General features: G+C 71.0%; 15 protein-coding genes. 8 read left to right on the top strand and 7 right to left on the bottom strand.

The features are described 5' to 3' along the window. Position 1 precedes the first annotated feature (1 nt). The 3 genes from H036_RS0116270 to H036_RS0116260 all read right to left on the bottom strand — a co-directional run bounded on the left by H036_RS0116270 (position 2) and on the right by H036_RS0116260 (position 3079). Positions 2–946: a mechanosensitive ion channel family protein gene (locus H036_RS0116270; RefSeq protein WP_017935864.1), complete on the bottom strand. Its 945-nt coding sequence runs from the start codon at positions 944–946 to the stop codon at positions 2–4. Then, a complete protein-coding gene (locus H036_RS23205; RefSeq protein WP_017935863.1) occupies positions 943–1950 on the bottom strand; it encodes an FUSC family protein in 1008 nt (335 codons plus the stop codon). Before H036_RS23205 ends, H036_RS0116270 begins: the two co-directional genes overlap by 4 nt. 214 nt (positions 1951–2164) lie before the next feature. Beyond that, positions 2165–3079, bottom strand: coding sequence for an Lrp/AsnC family transcriptional regulator (locus H036_RS0116260; protein ID WP_026146112.1), 915 nt, complete (start codon positions 3077–3079; stop codon positions 2165–2167). A gap of 158 nt (positions 3080–3237) precedes the next feature. Between H036_RS0116260 and H036_RS0116255 the strand changes: the two genes are divergently transcribed. Both H036_RS0116255 and H036_RS23200 read left to right on the top strand, forming a co-directional pair. Continuing rightward, complete coding sequence (locus tag H036_RS0116255; RefSeq protein WP_017935861.1) at positions 3238–4665, top strand: purine-cytosine permease family protein; 1428 nt, start codon at positions 3238–3240, stop codon at positions 4663–4665. Further along, complete coding sequence (locus H036_RS23200; RefSeq protein ID WP_017935860.1) at positions 4662–6320, top strand: amidohydrolase; 1659 nt, start codon at positions 4662–4664, stop codon at positions 6318–6320. The genes H036_RS0116255 and H036_RS23200 overlap by 4 nt, the downstream gene beginning before the upstream one ends. On the opposite strand, the gene H036_RS0116245 is transcribed toward H036_RS23200, so the two are convergent. Both H036_RS0116245 and H036_RS0116240 read right to left on the bottom strand, forming a co-directional pair. Further along, positions 6317–7306 (bottom strand): cation diffusion facilitator family transporter, encoded by a 990-nt coding sequence (locus H036_RS0116245; RefSeq protein WP_017935859.1) that lies wholly within the window; start codon positions 7304–7306, stop codon positions 6317–6319. The genes H036_RS23200 and H036_RS0116245 overlap by 4 nt on opposite strands. Before the next feature lie 32 nt (positions 7307–7338). Further along, positions 7339–7881 (bottom strand): YbaK/EbsC family protein, encoded by a 543-nt coding sequence (locus H036_RS0116240; RefSeq protein ID WP_017935858.1) that lies wholly within the window; start codon positions 7879–7881, stop codon positions 7339–7341. Positions 7882–8001: 120 nt separating this feature from the next. Between H036_RS0116240 and H036_RS0116235 the strand changes: the two genes are divergently transcribed. The 3 genes from H036_RS0116235 to H036_RS0116225 all read left to right on the top strand — a co-directional run bounded on the left by H036_RS0116235 (position 8002) and on the right by H036_RS0116225 (position 10775). Then, complete coding sequence (locus tag H036_RS0116235; protein WP_157417489.1) at positions 8002–8934, top strand: helix-turn-helix transcriptional regulator; 933 nt, start codon at positions 8002–8004, stop codon at positions 8932–8934. Between the two features lie 97 nt (positions 8935–9031). Continuing rightward, positions 9032–9757, top strand: a complete 726-nt coding sequence (locus H036_RS0116230; protein WP_017935856.1) for an alpha/beta hydrolase — start codon at positions 9032–9034, stop codon at positions 9755–9757. 55 nt (positions 9758–9812) lie between these two features. Further along, positions 9813–10775: an alpha/beta hydrolase gene (locus H036_RS0116225; protein WP_017935855.1), complete on the top strand. Its 963-nt coding sequence runs from the start codon at positions 9813–9815 to the stop codon at positions 10773–10775. Positions 10776–10866: 91 nt separating this feature from the next. Here the strand turns inward: H036_RS0116225 and nhaC are convergent, their stop codons facing one another. Then, the gene (gene nhaC, locus H036_RS0116220) at positions 10867–12342 is read right to left on the bottom strand and encodes a Na+/H+ antiporter NhaC (RefSeq protein ID WP_026146111.1); all 1476 of its coding nucleotides are present in this window, start codon (positions 12340–12342) and stop codon (positions 10867–10869) included. Between the two features lie 199 nt (positions 12343–12541). On the opposite strand from nhaC, the gene H036_RS0116215 reads away from it, so the two are divergent. Together H036_RS0116215 and H036_RS0116210 are read left to right on the top strand one after the other, a co-directional pair. Beyond that, positions 12542–13729, top strand: a complete 1188-nt coding sequence (locus H036_RS0116215; RefSeq protein WP_232421890.1) for a M20 metallopeptidase family protein — start codon at positions 12542–12544, stop codon at positions 13727–13729. A gap of 17 nt (positions 13730–13746) precedes the next feature. Then, positions 13747–14829 carry a carboxylate-amine ligase gene (locus tag H036_RS0116210; RefSeq protein WP_026146110.1) on the top strand — a complete coding sequence of 361 codons (1083 nt, stop codon included), beginning with the start codon at positions 13747–13749 and terminating at the stop codon, positions 14827–14829. Positions 14830–14932: 103 nt separating this feature from the next. Here H036_RS0116210 and H036_RS0116205 read toward each other — a convergent pair whose 3' ends face one another. Then, positions 14933–16126, bottom strand: a complete 1194-nt coding sequence (locus H036_RS0116205) for a RimK family alpha-L-glutamate ligase (RefSeq protein WP_017935851.1) — start codon at positions 16124–16126, stop codon at positions 14933–14935. Positions 16127–16152: 26 nt separating this feature from the next. On the opposite strand from H036_RS0116205, the gene H036_RS0116200 reads away from it, so the two are divergent. Next, the gene (locus H036_RS0116200) at positions 16153–16632 is read left to right on the top strand and encodes an ATP-dependent zinc protease family protein (RefSeq protein ID WP_017935850.1); all 480 of its coding nucleotides are present in this window, start codon (positions 16153–16155) and stop codon (positions 16630–16632) included. Positions 16633–16950 lie beyond the last annotated feature (318 nt).

Raw genomic sequence — 16950 nt, 5'->3', positions numbered from 1 at the left:
CTCACAGCGCTCCCGGCCCGGCGAGCGGCGGCGGTGGTGGCGGCCAGCTCACCGCACACGCCAGTCCGTGCGCGTCCACGCCCTCGGTGATCGCCAGCGCCATCCGGGAGCAGACCAGGGCCTGGACGTCGGCGTCGTGCCAGAACCGCACATGGAGCCTCACCCGATCCGGGTCGACACCGACGACGAGGGCATCGGGCGCGGGATTCGGCTGCACACCGCGTACGTCGGAGGCGGTCGAGAGCACCAGGTCGATCACGGCGACGATCCGTTGGCGCGCCGTATCGCTCGTCGCGCGGCCGTCACCAGCGGCGGTAACGGGTTCGGCGGCGCGTTCGGCACTTGCGTCACCGCGGTCATCGCCCGGGTGGAACAGCGCCCCGAGCGCGACCCGGACCTCGAGCTCGGACCTGATGGCGCCGCGGGTGGTGTAGTTGAGCAGGGATCCGTCCAGCAGCAGCTTGTTCGGCAGGTGGATGGTCACACCGTCGAGCGTCTCGATGACGACCGATCGACTGTTGAGATCGATGACGTGCCCGGCGTGACCCGAGCACTCGATCAGGTCACCGAGCTTGACCGTGCGGCGCGTCTGGATCAGCAGCCCCGCGCCGAGGTTGTCGGCGATGCCGCGGCCCAGGAGCACGATCGCACCGAGGACGACCAGCAGCGCGACCAGGAGCGGACGGACCTCCGCGCCCAGGATGCCGAGCACGACGCCGAGCCCGGCCAGGTAGATGACGTAGCGCGCGATCCGTGCCGCGCCGAGGACGGTGTCGTCCGGGACGCCGGAGACCCGGTGGCCGAGGCGGAGCACCGTCTGCGACACGTACCGTGCGACCAGGATCGCGGCCACCGTGGCCACCAGGGCCCACAGCACGTTCCAACCGCTGAGGTCGAGCTCGCCCACCGGGGTGGGCAGGGTGACGAGAGGGATCGCCGGGCTCATCGTCTCCTCCACGGGACGCCGCCGGACCGCAGTGCAGGCAGCACGACGAAGGCCGCCAGCGCCGCCACACCGACCCCGACACCGGTCTCGGCCACCCGCTCCCAGAACCGGCTCCGGGCGCTCGTCGGGTCGTGCGCGAGCAGCATGACGAAGACCAGGTACGTCGTGAAGGTCGGCAGCACGTACCAGCGGCTGCCGGCGGTGGCGGTCGCCGCCGTCACGACCAGCCCGATGGCCACGCCGTACACCCAGGCGGCGGGGGAGGCGAGCACCAGCAGCACGGCGGCGGCGGCCCCGAGGACGACGTCGGCGAGCCGGCCGACGGACCGCAGCCGCTGCTGGGGCGGGACGGGCCGCATCACCAGCAGCGCCGCCGTCGGCGCCCACCCCACGTGCTCCAGGTCGGCGGCGAACCCGATCGCCGCGCAGGCTGCCCCGACGAGACCGACGACCCAGCCGTAGGCCCGCATCAGGTCCGGGGGAACCGACGGCTGGGGACCCGTCGGCGGAGCCTCGTGCTCCGCCCACGCCAGCGCGACCAGCGTCGACCACACCGTGCCGAGGACGATGTCACCGGCGAGCGGGGCGACGGTGTCCACGCCGGGATAGCTGAACCCGACGGCGAGCAGCGGCAGGCACAGGGTTAGCCCGACCATCGCGGCCGGCAGCGGCCGGCTCGCCAGCACCCGGCCGAGCAGGCCACCGGCCCCCGCCATCGCGACCACGGCCACGATCGGCCACTGCGCCACGATGCCGCCCAGGAGGATCGAGGCCGCTGCCAGGATGCCGAACAGCGCTGAGCGCACCCGAGCGCGCCGGTGCGGGGCCAAGGGCACGGCACACACCGGGATCAGGCCGACCGCCAGCGCCGCTGCCAGCTGGACGTTCCAGACGGCGGCGATCGCGGCGGGCAGGCCGGTGCACGCCCCTCGGGCGGCCTCGGACCATCGCCAGCGCAGCCCTGGCGTGCGCGACGCGCTCGCCAGCGTCGGCGATCCGGGCATCTGCTGACACGTCCTCTCCTCGGCGAGGCCAGGCGAGGAACGGACCCGGCACCGTTGAGGAAGGTGGTGGATGCCGGGCCCGTTCCGGCCTGGTGGCCGGCGCGGCGGTCCGGGCCGTCAAGCGATCCGAGCCGTCAGGCGATCCGAGCCGTGCGCGCCTGGTGCCACGTTGTCGACTCCGAGGCCCGGGCGGCCTCACCCGAGTCGGGTGAGGTCACGCGCCGGCAGTGCCGTAGCGTTCCTGAACCAGCCTCAGGTGCGTCCAGGAACGGAGCCCGACGACACCCTCGGTCGTGCCGAGCCTGTCGAGTACGGCGATGGTGTCCTCGACCGTCGTGGTCACGATGGTGCCCACCGCGTCGGCGCTGCCCAGCGTCACCGCCAGGAAGTCGACCGAGCCGATCTCGCCGATCCGGCGCAGCGCGTCGTCCGCGGGCTCCTCGAGGTCGACGGCGAAGCCGGTCATGAAGGAACGTCCGAGCCTGGTCGGGTTGACCAGGGTCACGATCCGGATCACGCCCCAGTCCAGCAGATTGCGGACCCTGGCCCGGGTCGCGGCGGCCGAGAGGCCGACGTGGGCGGCGAGCTCGGCGTAGGTGGCCCGACCGTCGGCGCGGAGGAGGTCGACGAGGGTGCGGTCGAGCTGGTCGATGGCCGGCTCGCTCCCGTCCGTCGCGCTCGGCGGTGGCAGGTGCGGCTCCTTGACGACATCGGTGTAGACGAGGGTCTCCACGGCGACGACGCCCTCGACGTGTCGCAGCCGGTCGACCACGCGGCGCAGCCGCCGCAGGTCGGTGGTCCTGATCTCGGCGACCACGCTGGCCTGGCCGGAGACGATGGAGACGAAGACGCTCTCGTCCTGCTCGGCCACGACTCGGGCGACCTCGTCGCGAGAGGTGCCGGCGACGGTGATCGAGAGGTGGGCGTTGGCGTGGATGCCGTCGAAGTCGGGGCGGACGGTGGCGACCACGCGCAGCACGCCCTCTTCGAAGAGCCGCAGCACGCGTGGGCGTACTGCCTTGCGGGACAGGCCGACCCGCCCGGCCAGCGACTCGAGGGAGGCACGCCCGTCAGCTCGCAGGGCCTCGACGAGCTCGAGGTCGGTATCCGTCAATCTGGCCGGGGTCACCGGCCTCACGGTAGCGAATCGGGCGCGACGGAAGCGTGAAGCAAGCGAAAAGGGCGTTGACGATGAGACGAACGGCACATATCGTTTGAACAAGTCGCATGCGACGAGTTAATCGGACCAATACGCCGGGGCTTCCGGCACATAGCGCAGGAGATCCGGTGAGAACAGACGAGCGCATCCGCTCCGGTGGGATCGAGACCCACACCATCGACTTCATCCCCTTGACCGAGCGCCGCGGCAAGCCGTGGCACCTGTTCACCCTGTGGTTCGGGGCGAACAGCGTGATCGTCAGCGTGGTGACCGCCTCGATCCTGGTCGGCGGCGGCATGTCGTTCGGCTGGTCGGTGGCCGCGATCGTGATCGGCTTCGCGCTCGGCGGGTTCCTCGCCGCGTTCCACTCCGCGCAGGGCCCGCAGCTCGGCATCCCGCAGATGATCCAGAGTCGCGCCCAATTCGGGTACGTCGGCGGCGTCGTCCCGATGATCATCGCCGAGGTCAACTACCTGGTCTTCTTCGCTGCCGCACCGGCGATCTGCGGCCTGCTCACCAACGCGGTCTGGGGCTGGAACATCTACCTGGTGGCCGTCGTCGTCACCGCGATCACCTTCGTGGTCGCGCTGTTCGGCTACGACCTCAGCCACCGCCTGGCCAAGTACCTCAGCGTCGCCTCGGTGGTCGTCTTCGGCATCCTGACGATCCTGGTGCTCAGCCATTCCGGCATCGACCACCCGACCACGCAGAACCTGCACACCGGCGGCTTCCAGACCGGGCTGTTCCTCACCGGCATCGCGGTGACCTTCATCTACGCCGCGGGCTACGCGCCGTACATCGCCGACTACTCCCGCTACCTGCCGGAGTCGACCTCGACGAAGGCGACGGCCTGGTGGACCTATGCCGGCATCGTCATCTCGGGCATCTGGCTGTTCGTGCTCGGTGCCTACCTGACCACCATCACCGGGTACGGCGCCGACACCCTCGGCTCGGTGGTGCAGGTCAGCGACTCGTTCAGCACGGCGTTCACCGCCCTGCTGGTCGTCGTGGTGATCGGCATCCAGGTGTTGCAGGGCTCGCTGTCGATGTACGCCGGCGGCAACACCGCGATCAGCATCGCCACCTCGCTGCGGCGTACGGCCGCGCCGATCGAGGCGAGCCTGCGCACCCGACTGTGGTCGCTGGCGCCCTTCGCACTGGTCTGCCTGATCGCGACCATCGCCTACTCCAAGAGCTTCACCGACGCCTTCACCGATGCCCTCGGCATCGTGCTGATCCTGCTGATCCCGTGGTCGGCGATCAACCTCGCCGACTTCTACTTCGTCCGCAACGGCCACTACGACGTGGCCGCGATCTTCGACCCGAACGGCAAGTACGGCCGGGTCAACGTCGCCGGCGCGGTCAGCTTCCTGCTCGGCTTCGTCGTCGAGCTGCCCTTCGCCAACCTCGGCTTCTGGGTCGGTCCGATCGCCAAGAAGCTCGACGGCGGCGACCTGTCCTGGCTGGTCGGCATCGTGGTGAGCGGCGCCTGCTACCTGCTGATGACCCGGACCGCGCGCGTCGCGGTCCCCACCCCGGAGGTTTCCGTCCGATGAGCACCACCATCCTGACCGGCGGCCCGATCCGCACCATGACCGACGACCCCGGCGGCGACCTGTCCGGCAACCTCTCCGGCGACGCACAGGTGCCGGAGGCGGTGCTGGTCCACGACGGCGTGGTGCAGGCGGTGGGCAGCCTCACCGAGATGCGGCGGGCGGCGTACGTGACGCCCGAGGAGATCGACCTCGACGGCCGGACCCTGATGCCGGGCTTCGTGGACGCCCACGCGCACACCATCCTGCACGGCTCGGCGATCGACTGGGTCGACCTCTCCGGCGCCCGCAGCATCGACGACGTCGTCCGGCTGCTCGGCGCCCGCGCCGAGGCCCGGCGCGGTGAGGCCGTGCGCGGCTACGGCTACGACCAGTCCAAGCTGGCCGAGGGCCGGCACCCGTCGGCGGCCGACCTTGATCGGGTCGCCCGCGATCGGGTGGTGCAGATCCAGCACGCCAGCGGACACGGCTACGTCGTCAACACCCTGGCACTGCGCAACGCCGGCATCACCGCCACCACGCCGACCCCTGCGGGTGGGCGGATCGACCGGGACGCCGACGGCGAGCCGACCGGCGTCCTCTTCGACTCCGCCTGCGATCTGCTGACCGGTGCCGAGGGCGTCAAGGTGCGCAACCACGGCCCCAACTTCCACCTGCCGATGACGCACGCCGAGATCGACCACCTCTTCGACCTCGGTCAGCGCTCGCTGCTCGAGGCAGGCATCACCACGATGTGCGATGCCCAGGTGACCCAGCTGGAGATGGACGCCTACTTGCGGGCCCGCGACGAGGGCCGGCTGCGGATGCGCACCGAGATGCTCGCGCTCTCCAGCAACCTCGAGCACCTGACCGGGCTCGGGATGAGCTCGCGGCTGGGCGACGACCAGCTTCGGCTGTGGGGCGTCAAGCTCTACGCCGACGGCTCGGTGATCGCGCGCACCGCCTACCTCAACGGGCACGCGTGCTGCGGAAAGCCGTCCCCGAACGGCTACCTCTACCACGAGCCCGAGGAGCTGGCCGCGCTCATCACCACCGCTCACCGGCTCGGTCTCAGCACCGCCACCCACGCCCAGGGGCCGCTGCCGATCGGGGTGGTCCTGGACGCGGTGGCCGCCGCCCGAGCCGAGCGTCCGCGCACCGGCCTGGTGCACCGGATCGAGCACTGTGGCTTCCCGACCGGGGAGCAGATCGGCCGGATGGCCGGCCTGCACGTGGTGCCGGTGCCGCAGCCGATGCAGGTCAGCCTGTACGGCGACTCGCTGATGGAGGAGTTCGGCGAGTTCGGTGGCCGCTTCTACCCGTACGGCGAGTTCGAGCGGGCCGGCCTGCCCGTCGTCATCTCCTCCGACGCCCCGGTGACGATGCCCAACCCGCTGGAGGCGGTGTGGGCTGCGGTCACCCGCGAGACCCTCGGCGGTGCGATCTCGGGTGAGGAGGCACAGCAGGCCGGTCGCGCCAACGCGCTGCGCGGGGTGACCGTCACGCCGGCGCAGATGCTGGGCCGCCAGGACATCGGCGTCATCCGGCCGGGCGCCCGGGCTGACCTGGCGTTCCTCGACGCGGACCCGGTCACGGTGCCGGTCGGGCAGCTGCCGAAGGTCGGCGTCACCGAGTCCTGGATCGGCGGCGAGCGGATCGCGCCGATCCAGGTCGCCTAGGTCGCGAGGCTCTCCACGCTCAGCGCGGGCTCATCGGGTGGCGCCGGCGTCAGCACGGCGTCCTCGATGAGCTCGGAGCGTTCGATGTCCGCCTCCACCCGGCGGAACCGGACGGCCAGGTCGCCCTCGCGGTCGTCCCCGACGAGGTCCACCGCCGCGACCACGAAGAGCTTGCTGGGGCCGACGTACTCGACGTGGAGATAGGTGATCCGCTCGATCTCCGGGTGCTGCAGCAGGGTCCCGAGCACCTCGCCCTGCATGGTCGGGCTGAGCCCCTGCCCGAGCAGGTAGGCCATGTTGCGCCGCATCAGGAAGATCGCCACCACCGCCAGGAGCAGCCCGACCGCGATGGATCCGCAGGCGTCGTACGCCGGGTTGCCGGTGAGCTGGTGCAGGCCGATCGCGGCGCCGGCCAGGACGATGCCGATCAGGGCGGAGGCGTCCTCGAAGTACACCGCCCGCAGGGTGCTGTCGGAGGTGCGGGAGACGTAGCGGAAGGGGTGCAGCCCGAGCGTGCGCGCCTTCCCGTGCACCTGCCGGTTCGCCTGCAGGAACGAGGAGCCCTCCAGCAGCAGGGCGAGGCCGAGGATGACGTAGTTGATGGTGAAGCTGCCGCCCTCGCGCGGCTCCGAGAAGAGGTCGGTGACGCCGTGCCAGATCGAGACCATCGCGCCGGCGGAGAAGAGCCCGAAGGCGGCCACCAGCGACCAGATGTAGGTCTGTCGCCCGTAGCCACGGGGGTGCTGCTCGTCCCGCGGCCGGCGCCCGCTGCGCTCGGCGACCAGCAGGAAGACCTCGTTGCCGGTGTCGGACCAGGAGTGCGCAGCCTCGGCGACCATCGCGGCCGAGCCGGTCAGTGCGGCGGCGACGCTCTTGGCGATCGCGAGCAGTGCGTTGGCGCCCAGGGCGATGACGACCGTCAGCGTCGATTCGCCGGAACTGCCGCTCTGGTCGCGCGCCTCGGCCTCGAACGCTTCCACACCCATGCCCCCGCGGTACCCAGGATCCGGTCGGGCGCTCAGCGGCCGAGTCCCTCGATCACCTCGGCGCCCGGCAATGCGGCGAGCACGGCGCCGGGGACCAGCAGCTTCGAGCGCCGTACGCCGGAGCCCACCACCACGAACTCCGCACGCGTCAGGCGCTCGTCGACCAGCACCCGCCAGGTCGGCGGCAGCCCGACCGGGGTGATCCCGCCGTACTCCATCCCGGACTCCGCCGTCGCCCGGTCCATCGGCAGGAACGACGCCTTGCGGACATCCAGGAGCCGGCGCACCAGCCCGTTGACATCCGCGCGCGTGTCGGCGGCCACGACGCAGGCAGCGATGCGCTCCTCACCCGCCCGCTGGCCGGCGACGAGGACGCAGTTGCCACTCGCGCCGAGATCCAGGTCGTAGGCGGCCACCAGGGCGGCGGTGTCGGCGAGGTCCGGATCGATCGCGACCACGCCGACTCCGATCGCCTCCGGCCAGCCGGCCAACGCTGCGCTCACCGGTGCGGCGAGGAGCTCCGGATGGTCGGCGGCGGGCAGCGTAGTCAGTTCAGCGATCGCGGGCAGGCTCATGGCTGCATCCTGACCCACCCCGTCAACCGGTGTCCGTTGCTCCGCGTTGCCCGGCTCCGATTAGACTGGAACCGCACGTTAGTTCAGTGAGAATGAGGACTTCTGGTGTTTCTTCCGTTCGTGGAACGCACCACTTCGGGCTTTCTCCCGACATCGGCGACCGTTGTGCAGCATCTCGACCTGGGCACCGTGCACATCACACGCACCCAGGCTCGCCGCTCCCGGGCCGAGGGCGGCGACTACCGCGACCCCGGTGACGCCCTGGTCTGGGCGTTCGTGCTGCGCGGCCGGGTCTCGGTGCGTCAGTCGCGCCACGTCCTCGACACCGACGTGGGTGCGATGAGCGTCAAGCACTTCCGACGTGCGACCAGCTTCCAGTACACCCCCGACTTCCAGGCGCTCTCGATCCGGATGGAGGCCGAGTCCCTGGGGCTGCGGCCACGGGCGCTGGACGCGCTGAGCAGCATGGCCTTCCCCGTCGGCGGAGGGGTGCCACGGATGCTGTGGTCGATGGCCGGCAACGCTCTGCAGCACGCCTCCGACCTGACCCCTGCGACAGCAGGCGCGGTGGCGCGCTCCGCGGTCGACTTCACCGCGGCGTTCGTCGATGACTTCCTCGGCCGGCTGACCCCGACCGAGGTCGAGCGCAGGAACGTGGTGGCGCTGGCGTTGCGGCACATCGACGTCTACGCCGCCGACGCTCGGCTGACGCCGGCGAAGGTCGCCGACGGGGCGCACGTCTCGCTGCGCTCCCTGCAGAAGGCGTTCCGGGCCGAGTCGCGATCGGTCGCGACCAGCATCCTCGAGGCACGGCTGGCCCGCGCCACCCGGCTGCTGGCGGATTCGGCGCCGAGCACGCCGATCGAGCAGATCGCTGAGCGGTCGGGCTTCAGCTCGCCGGCTCGTTTCAGCCGGGCCTTCCGTGAGCGCTACGCGACGACGCCGAGCGACTGGCGCCGGGAGCACGGTCTACCGGACCTGGCGGCCGACCTGACGGTCCCGCACGCGCGGTCGCCGCAGCAATTGATTGACGGCGTGCGAACTCTTCCTTGACGTTGCGCGCACGGGCTCGATGCGCCCCGGCCGCCGTCCTAGGCTCGAAGCCAGACCGCTCGGGCCGGCCGAGCGGGGTATCCCCTAGGACCCCACCATGTCGCTGCCCACCGTCGTCCTGGTCCACGGCGCCTTCGCCGATGCGGCGAGCTGGGCTCCGGTCACCCGCGAGCTGCTCGACCGCGACATCGCCGTCGTCGTACCCCCTGTCTATCTGCGCAGTCTCGCCGAGGACGCCGCCGCGGTCCGCTCGGTCGTGGACCAGATCGACGGTCCGGTCGTGCTGGCCGGGCACAGCTACGGCGGTGCCGTGATCGGCGTCGCCGGCGAGGCTGAGAACGTTGCCGGTCTGGTGTTCGTCGCCGGTTACGTGCTGGAGGTGGGGGAGAGCCTGGGCCAGCTCCAGGGCGGCTTCCCCGACTCCGACCTGGCGGCCAACCTGGTCACCCGGTCCTACCCGATCGCCGGCGCCGAGCCCGGCACCGACTTCGCGGTCGCTCCCGCCGCCTTCCCGGCCGTCTTCGCCGGTGGCCTCGATCCTCGGGTGGCCGAGGTGCTTGCCGTCTCGCAGCGACCCCTCTCGGGGGCCGCGTTCGGCGAGCCTGCTGCGGCAGCCGCCTGGAAGACCAAGCCCGGTTGGGGCGTCGTCGCCGCCGCCGACCACACCATCAACCCCGACGTCGAGCGGTTCGGCTACCAGCGCGCCGGTCTGCGCGCGGTGGTCGAGCTCGACGGTCCGCACCTGCTGATGCAGACCCACCCGGCGCAGGTCGCCGACGTGATCGTGACGGCACTGCGGGAGACCGCAACCGTCGACGCCTGACGCCTACCCCGGCGCAGGCGTCACCTCCCCACCCCCGAGAGAGAAGAGAACCCCCATGGCAGGAAACCCGCACAACCTCGCCCTCGAGCCGGCCGCGCAGGCCTTCGTCGACGCCACCAGCGAGCCGCCGTTCCTCTACCAGCTCGCCCCCGAGGAAGGTCGTAAGGCCGTCGACGGCGTCCAGGACGAGCCGATCGCTAAGCCCGAGATCGACGAGGAGTGGATCGAGGTCCCCGGTGGCCCGAGCGGATCGGTCCAGGTGCGGATCGTGAAGCCGAAGGGCGCCACCGGCGCGCTCCCGGTGGTGCTCTATGTGCACGGCGCCGGCTGGGTCTTCGGCGATGCCCACACCCACGACCGGCTCGTCCGTGACCTTGCCGTCGGTACCGGCGCCGCCGTCGTCTTCCCGGAGTACGACCGCTCGCCCGAGGTGCGCTACCCACACGCGATCGAGCAGGCGTACGCCGTGGCGCAGTGGGTCGGGACCGCGGGCGCGGAGCACGGCCTGGACGGCGGCCGGATCGCGGTGGCCGGTGACTCGGTCGGCGGCAACATGTCCGCCGCGCTGACGCTGCTCGCCAAGGAGCGGGGTGACGTCTCCTTCCGCTTCCAGGTGCTCTTCTACCCGGTCACCGATGCCAGCTTCGAGACCGAGAGCTATCACCGATTCGCCGAGGGCTACTTCCTCGCTCGCGAGGGGATGAAGTGGTTCTGGGACCAGTACACGACCAGCGAGGCGGATCGCGCCCAGATCACCGCCTCGCCGCTGCGGGCCACGACCGAGCAGCTCGCCGGTCTCCCGCCGGCGCTCGTCATCACGGCCGAGGCCGACGTGCTGCGCGACGAGGGCGAGGCCTACGCCGCGAACCTGCGGCGTGCCGGCGTGCCGGTGACGGCGGTGCGCTACCAGGGCATCGTGCACGACTTCGTGATGGTCAACTCGCTGCACGAGACGCACGCGGCACAGGCCGCGATCGCGCAGGCGGTCGCCGCTCTGCGCGGCGCTCTGCTCGACTGACCTCGGTCCCAGCGACTGGATCGGGCCGGGCGGCAGCGTCCGGTCCGATCCAGCGCTGTCGAGCACCGTCCAGCGGGTGCTGCGGTCGGCGTCAGGTCTCGCTCACCGCGTTCTGGACGCCGCCGGTGCGCTCGATCCGGAAGCCGGTGAACCCGTAGAGGACGCTGAGCGCCGGACTGGCGTAGCAGAAGACGGCGTAGGGGAGGTAGAGCAGTGTCGAGATGCCGAGGGTGGCGCCCATGAAGGCGCCGCACGAGTTCCACGGCACCAGGGGCGAGGTCACGGTGCCACTGTCGGCCGCCAGCCGGGAGAGGTTGCCGGGGGCGAGCCCGCGGCGGGCGAACTCGGCCCTGAAGATCCGGCCGGGCAGCACGAGAGCGATGTACTGGTCGCCGGCGACGATGTTGAGCCCGAAGCCGCACACGAAGACGGCGAGGAAGAGCTGGCCGGTGCCGCGGGCGGCGGTGATCATCGGGTCGACGAGCCGCGCGATCAGGCCGAACTCCTCCAGCAGTGCGCCGAAGGTCACTGCGGCGAAGATCAGCACGATGGTCAACAGCATGCTGTCGATGCCGCCGCGCGAGAGCAGCCGGTCGACCTCGGGGATGCCGGAGTCGATCGAGAACCCGTTGCTCATCGCCAGCCACACCGCCTTGATCGACTCGATCACGACGTTGCCGGCGCCGGGGATGAAGTGGGCGTAGACCTCGGGCTGCAGGAACGCGCCGAGCACCCCGGCGAACAGCGTCGAGGCGAGCAACGCCAGCGAGGCCGGCACGCGGCGTACGGACAAGATCGCGAGCAGCACGAGCGGCAGCAGTGCCAACGGCGTGATCCAGAAGATCGAGTCGAGGTCCGCCAGCTCCGAGGTGGTGTCCATCGCCGTCGGCGCGGGTCCGCTGATGCTGAGGACGGCGAAGACCGCCAGTGCGATCACGAACGCCGGTACGGAGGTCCACACCTGCCGTCTGATGTGCTCGTGGACCGGGAGGTCGGCGACCTGCGCGGTCAGGATCGTCGTCTCCGAGAGCGGCGAGGTCTTGTCCCCGAGGTAGGCACCGGAGATGACGGCCCCGGCGGTGATGTCCGGCGACACCCCGATCAGGCCGGCGATGCCGACCAGACCGACGCCGATGGTCGCGGCGGTGGTCCAGGAGCTGCCGATGCTCAGCGCCACCACGGCGCAGATGAGTGCGGTGGCTGCGTAGTACCAGCCCGGCGAGAGGATCTTGATGCCGTAGAAGACGAGCGTCGGGATGGTGCCGCTGAGGTTCCACACCCCGATCAGTGCGCCGACGGCCAGCAGGATGAAGACCGCACTCGTCACCGAGGCGATCGCGCCTTTGCCGGCCTCCTGCACCGCCTCGAACCGGTGACCGTTCTTCATCGCGATCAGCGCGGCCACCGCGCATGCCAGCAGCAGCGCGACCTGGATCGGCCCGTCGAGCGCGTCGAGCCCGAAGAGGGCCAGCGAGCCGGCGATGAGCAGCGCGAGCGCACCGAGCGGGATCAGTGCGTCGGCGAGCGAGGGCTGGCGCGTGGGCCTGTCCTGGAGTGGTGCTGACATCGAGCCCCCCGCCCGCCGCAGCTGGGCTGCTCGCCCGGTCGGGCCGAGCGGCCTGCTCGAACCCCTGCCGATCGACTCGGCACGCCTGATCGTAGTGACCGCCGCGACCCGCGGCAATCGTCGTCGCAGGCAAGGATCGGGGTCTCTGACCGGAGCCTTCCGCAGTGCTCTTGCCAGTGCTCTCGTATCGTCGTTGAGCATGGACGAACGCGCGACGACGATGGCGGCGATGCGGGCCGCGCTGGAGCAGGAGCTGCCGGCGGCGGTCGAGCTGCGCCGCCGGGTCCACGCCCAGCCCGAGCTCTCCGGTGCCGAGCGGCGCACCGCCGAGGCGGTGACCGACGCGATCGGCGTCGGGGAGGTGAGCGTGGTCGCCGAGACCGGACGGCTGATCCGGATCGGGCGTCCGGACGGGCCGTGCATCGCCGTACGGGCCGAGCTTGATGCTCTGCCGCTCATCGAGTGCACCGGATCTGACGACGCCTCGACGAACGGCCTCATGCACGCCTGCGGCCATGACGTCCACCTCGCCGCGGTGGCAGCGCTGGCCCGGGCCGCGGCGCGGGTCGAGCTGCCCGTGCCCCTGCTCGTCATCCTCCAGCCACGGGAGGAGAAGCCCCCGTCGGGGGCTCGCGAGATCGTCGCGACCAAGATCCTCACCGAGCACGAGGCCCGCGCCGTCGTGGGAGCGCACGTGCAGCCGCTGCTCGCCCGGCACACCGTCGCGGCGACGGAGGGCGCGGTCAACGCCTCCACCGACGAGTTCGAGGTCCTGATCACCGGTCGCGGTGGACACGGCGGCTATCCGCACCTCACCCGGGACCCCGTGCTGGCACTGGCCCAGGTCATCGTCGCGCTCCAACAGGTCGTCAGCAGGCGCATCGACCCGCTCCATGCCGCGGTGCTCAGCATCGGTGCCGTCCGTGCCGGCTCCGCAGCCAACGTCATCCCGGACGAGGCGCACGCCCACGGGACGCTGCGACTGCTGGATGTCGCCGACCGGGAGGCGGTCCACGAGGAGATCACCACCATCGTCGACCGGGTGGCAGCAGGGTTCGGCTGCCGTGGCGAGGTGCGGATCCAGGACGGCGAACCGGCCCTGGTCAACGATCCGGTGCTGGCGGCGGGGGCGCACCCGTGGCTCGACGAGCTCGGGTTCGAGATCGCCCCGTCCCTGCGCTCGTGCGGCGCAGACGACTTCTCCCACTACGGCGACGTGGCTCGGATCCTGATGATGTTCGTCGGCGTGGACCAGCAGCCTGGCCTGACGGAGCCGGCCATCCTGCACCATCCGACGTTCCGGCCCACCGACGTGGCCGTGCGCGACGTCGCCCTCGCCCTGCTGGCCGGTTACGTGGCAGCGCTCGATGCTTCGATCGTGGGTTGAGGGGGCACTGTCGAGCCATGACACGGACAGTGGGAGTCGAGGAGGAGTTCCTCCTGGTCCAGCGTGAGTCGCCCTACCTCGCGGCCGAGGGCGACAAGGTCGTGGCGCGGGCCGAGGAGGCCACGAAGGGGCGCTTCGACCAGGAGTTCATGCAGCAGCAGGCAGAGCTCGGTACGGCGCCGCACCATGACATCGGATCGCTGCACGCGGACCTGCGGGCGCGTCGCGCCGAGCTGGCCGCAGCGGCGCGCAGTCGCGACGTACGGCTGCTGGCGTCGGCGACGAGCCCGCTGGACGAGCGTGTGACTACCACCGCGGACGCCCGCTACGAGCAGATGATTGACATGTTCGGCCGGCTGGCCCAGATGCAGCTGGCCTGCGGCATGCACGTGCACGTCTCGATCGATTCGCCCGACGAGGGCGTGGCGGTGCTCGACCGCATCCGCGGGTGGCTGCCGGTCCTGCTCGCCCTCAGCGCGAACTCGCCGTTCCTGGCCGGCCGGGACACCGACTACGCCAGCTATCGAAGCGTGCTGTGGGGGCAGTGGCCGACCGCCGGCGCGGCCGACCTGTTCGGCTCGATCGAGGGCTACGAACGGGCGCGCCAGGCGCTCATCACCAGCGGCGCGGCCCTGGACGAGGCGATGATCTGCTTCGACGCCCGGCTCTCGGCGCGCTACCCGACGGTCGAGATCCGGATCTGCGACGTGTGCGCCGATGTCCGCGACGCGGCCACGATCGCGGCCCTGGCCCGCGCCCTCGTCTCCACGATGGCGGACCAGGCGGCTGACGGGATCCCGGCGCCGACGATCCGCAGCGAGCTGATCCGGGCCGGTTCCTGGCGCGCCGCTCGATGGGGCGTGGAGGAGAAGCTCGTCGATCTCGCGACCGGACGGCTCGTGCCGGCGTGGGAGCTCGTCGGGGAGCTGTTCACCCTGGTCGAGCCGGCGCTGAAGAGCGCGGGGGACGACGAGCTGGTGCGGAGCGGGCTCGCCCGGATCAGGGAACGTGGCACCGGCGCCCGGCTGCAGCGGGAGGCCTACGCGAGCGGCGGCATCGATGCGGTGGTGGAGGTGCTGGTCGAGCAGACCACCGCGTGAGTTGAGTCGGGACTTTGTCAGCGTTGATTCGGGTCTTTGTCCGGGTCGAGTCGGGTCTTCCCCCGCGTTGAGTCGTGGGTCTGTGTGGGTTGAGTCCGGCCTTCTAGCCCTCCGACGGCAGCGGGTTCTTCGGCAGCTTCTTGACCCGCGGGCGCCGCTTGGGCCGGTCCGGGATCATGGTGCGCAGCTCTTCGAGCCGCCCCCAGCACAACAGCCGGTCCTCGGCCTCGAGGACGTTCGCGGCATTCGGGTTCGGGATCACCATCGAGCCCCGGTGCAGGGTGAGGACCGTGATGTCCCGCTCGCGCAGGCCGGAGTCCCCGAGCGTCTTGCCGACCAGGTCCGCGTCGCCATGCACCACGAGCTCTGCCACGCCGTACCCGGTGGAGACGGCGAGCCGTTCGCGGACATCGATCTGCGGGAAGGCGACCTGGTTGTCGATGTAGTCGACGATCGCGCCCGCGACGTCGAGCTTGGTGGCCGTCTCGATGCCCTCGAGCCCGGGGGAGGAGTTGACCTCCATCACGAGCGGCCCGTCGACGCTCTCCAGCATGTCGACGCCGGCAACCTTGAGCCCCATGATCTGGGCGGCCCGTACGGCGGTGCGCTCGAAGTCCTCGTCCAGCTCGACCCGCTCGACCGATCCGCCGCGGTGGACGTTGGAGCGGAAGTCCTCGCCCTGAGCCGTACGCCGCATGGCCGCGACGACCCTGTCGCCGACGACGAGCGCCCGGATGTCGCGGCCCTTGGACTCCTTGATGAACTTCTGGATCAGCACGTTGTGCCGGGTCGAGTGCAGCGTCTCGATGATCGCCTCGGCCACCTTGATGTCCGGCGCCAGGATCACGCCGATGCCCTGGGTACCTTCGAGCAGCTTGATGATGACCGGCGCCCCGCCGACCCGCTGGATCGCCGGGACGACGTCGGCGCGGTTGCGCACGAACGCCGTCGGCGGCATCGCGATCCCGTGCCGCGACAGGATCTGGTTGGCCCGCAGCTTGTCGCGCGAGTTCGTGATCCCACTGGCAGTGTTGGGGGTGTAGACGTCCATCTGCTCGAACTGTCGCACCACCGCGGTGCCGTAGTAGGTGATGGAGGCACCGATGCGCGGCAGCACCGCGTCGTACTCGGAGAGCTGCTTGCCGCGGAAGTGCAGGTCGGGCTCGTCGCCGGAGAGGTCGATCGCGAACCGCAGCGTGTTGAGCACCTTGACCTTGTGGCCTCGGTCGTGGGCGGCCTGGCGCAGGCGCTGGGTGCTGTAGCTGCGGGGCGCGCGGGACAAGATGGCGATCTTCACGGGGCGAATCCTGGTTGGATGGGGACGTGTCGAAGAACGATCCCACCCGCACCGTCGGCTGGCGTGAATGGGTCGGGTTGCCGGGCCTCGGGGTCGAGTGGCTCAAGGCCAAGATAGACACGGGCGCCCAGACGTCATCGTTGCACGCGTTCGCGTTGGAGGGGTTCGGGCGCGACGGCGAGGAATGGGTCCGCTTCGAGGTGCATCCGTGGCAGCGCAGCTCCGCCGATCCGGTCACCGTCGAGCTGCCCGTGCACGACCGCCGGCAGGTGCGCTCGTCCTCCGGGCACGTCGAGGAGCGGTACGTCGTGAAGCTCGACCTGCGACTGGACGGCCGCATCGTGCCTGCCGAGGTGACGCTCACGCGCCGCGACGCGATGGGCTTCCGGATGCTGGTGGGGCGTGAGGTGCTGCGGCGTGGCTTCCTGGTCGACTCGGCTGCGTCGTACCTGGGTGGCAGGCCGCCCAAGGAGGTCCGGCGGGCGAACCGTCGCGAGGGTGCCTGACGTCGAGGAGTCACTTTCGGCGGGTTGAGGGGTCAGTTTCGGTGGGTTGAGGCGCCCCGTCCGCCGAGCCACGCCCCGTCCGCCGGGCAACGCCCCCCGAGCGACGCCCCCCGGGCGACGCCCGCCGAGCTTGTCGAGGCGCCCCCAGTGCGCGGGGTGGCTGAGACAAACGAAAGACGTGGGCCAGTACCAGCGTGGTTGCGTGTCTTGGCTGGGTTGGGTGCCTTCGTATCGGTTGCGTCGGGCCACCACGCTTGTGATCGGGTACGGCGAGGATTTAGCGCGGCATGTCCGCGGAAGAGGGTTGTGCTGGCTGAT

This window comes from Nocardioides sp. Iso805N, assembly GCF_000364605.1.
Taxonomy (GTDB): Bacteria; Actinomycetota; Actinomycetes; order Propionibacteriales; family Nocardioidaceae; genus Nocardioides.
Note: the sequence above shows the minus strand (reverse complement) of the source record. Positions and strands in the feature narration are given on the sequence as shown.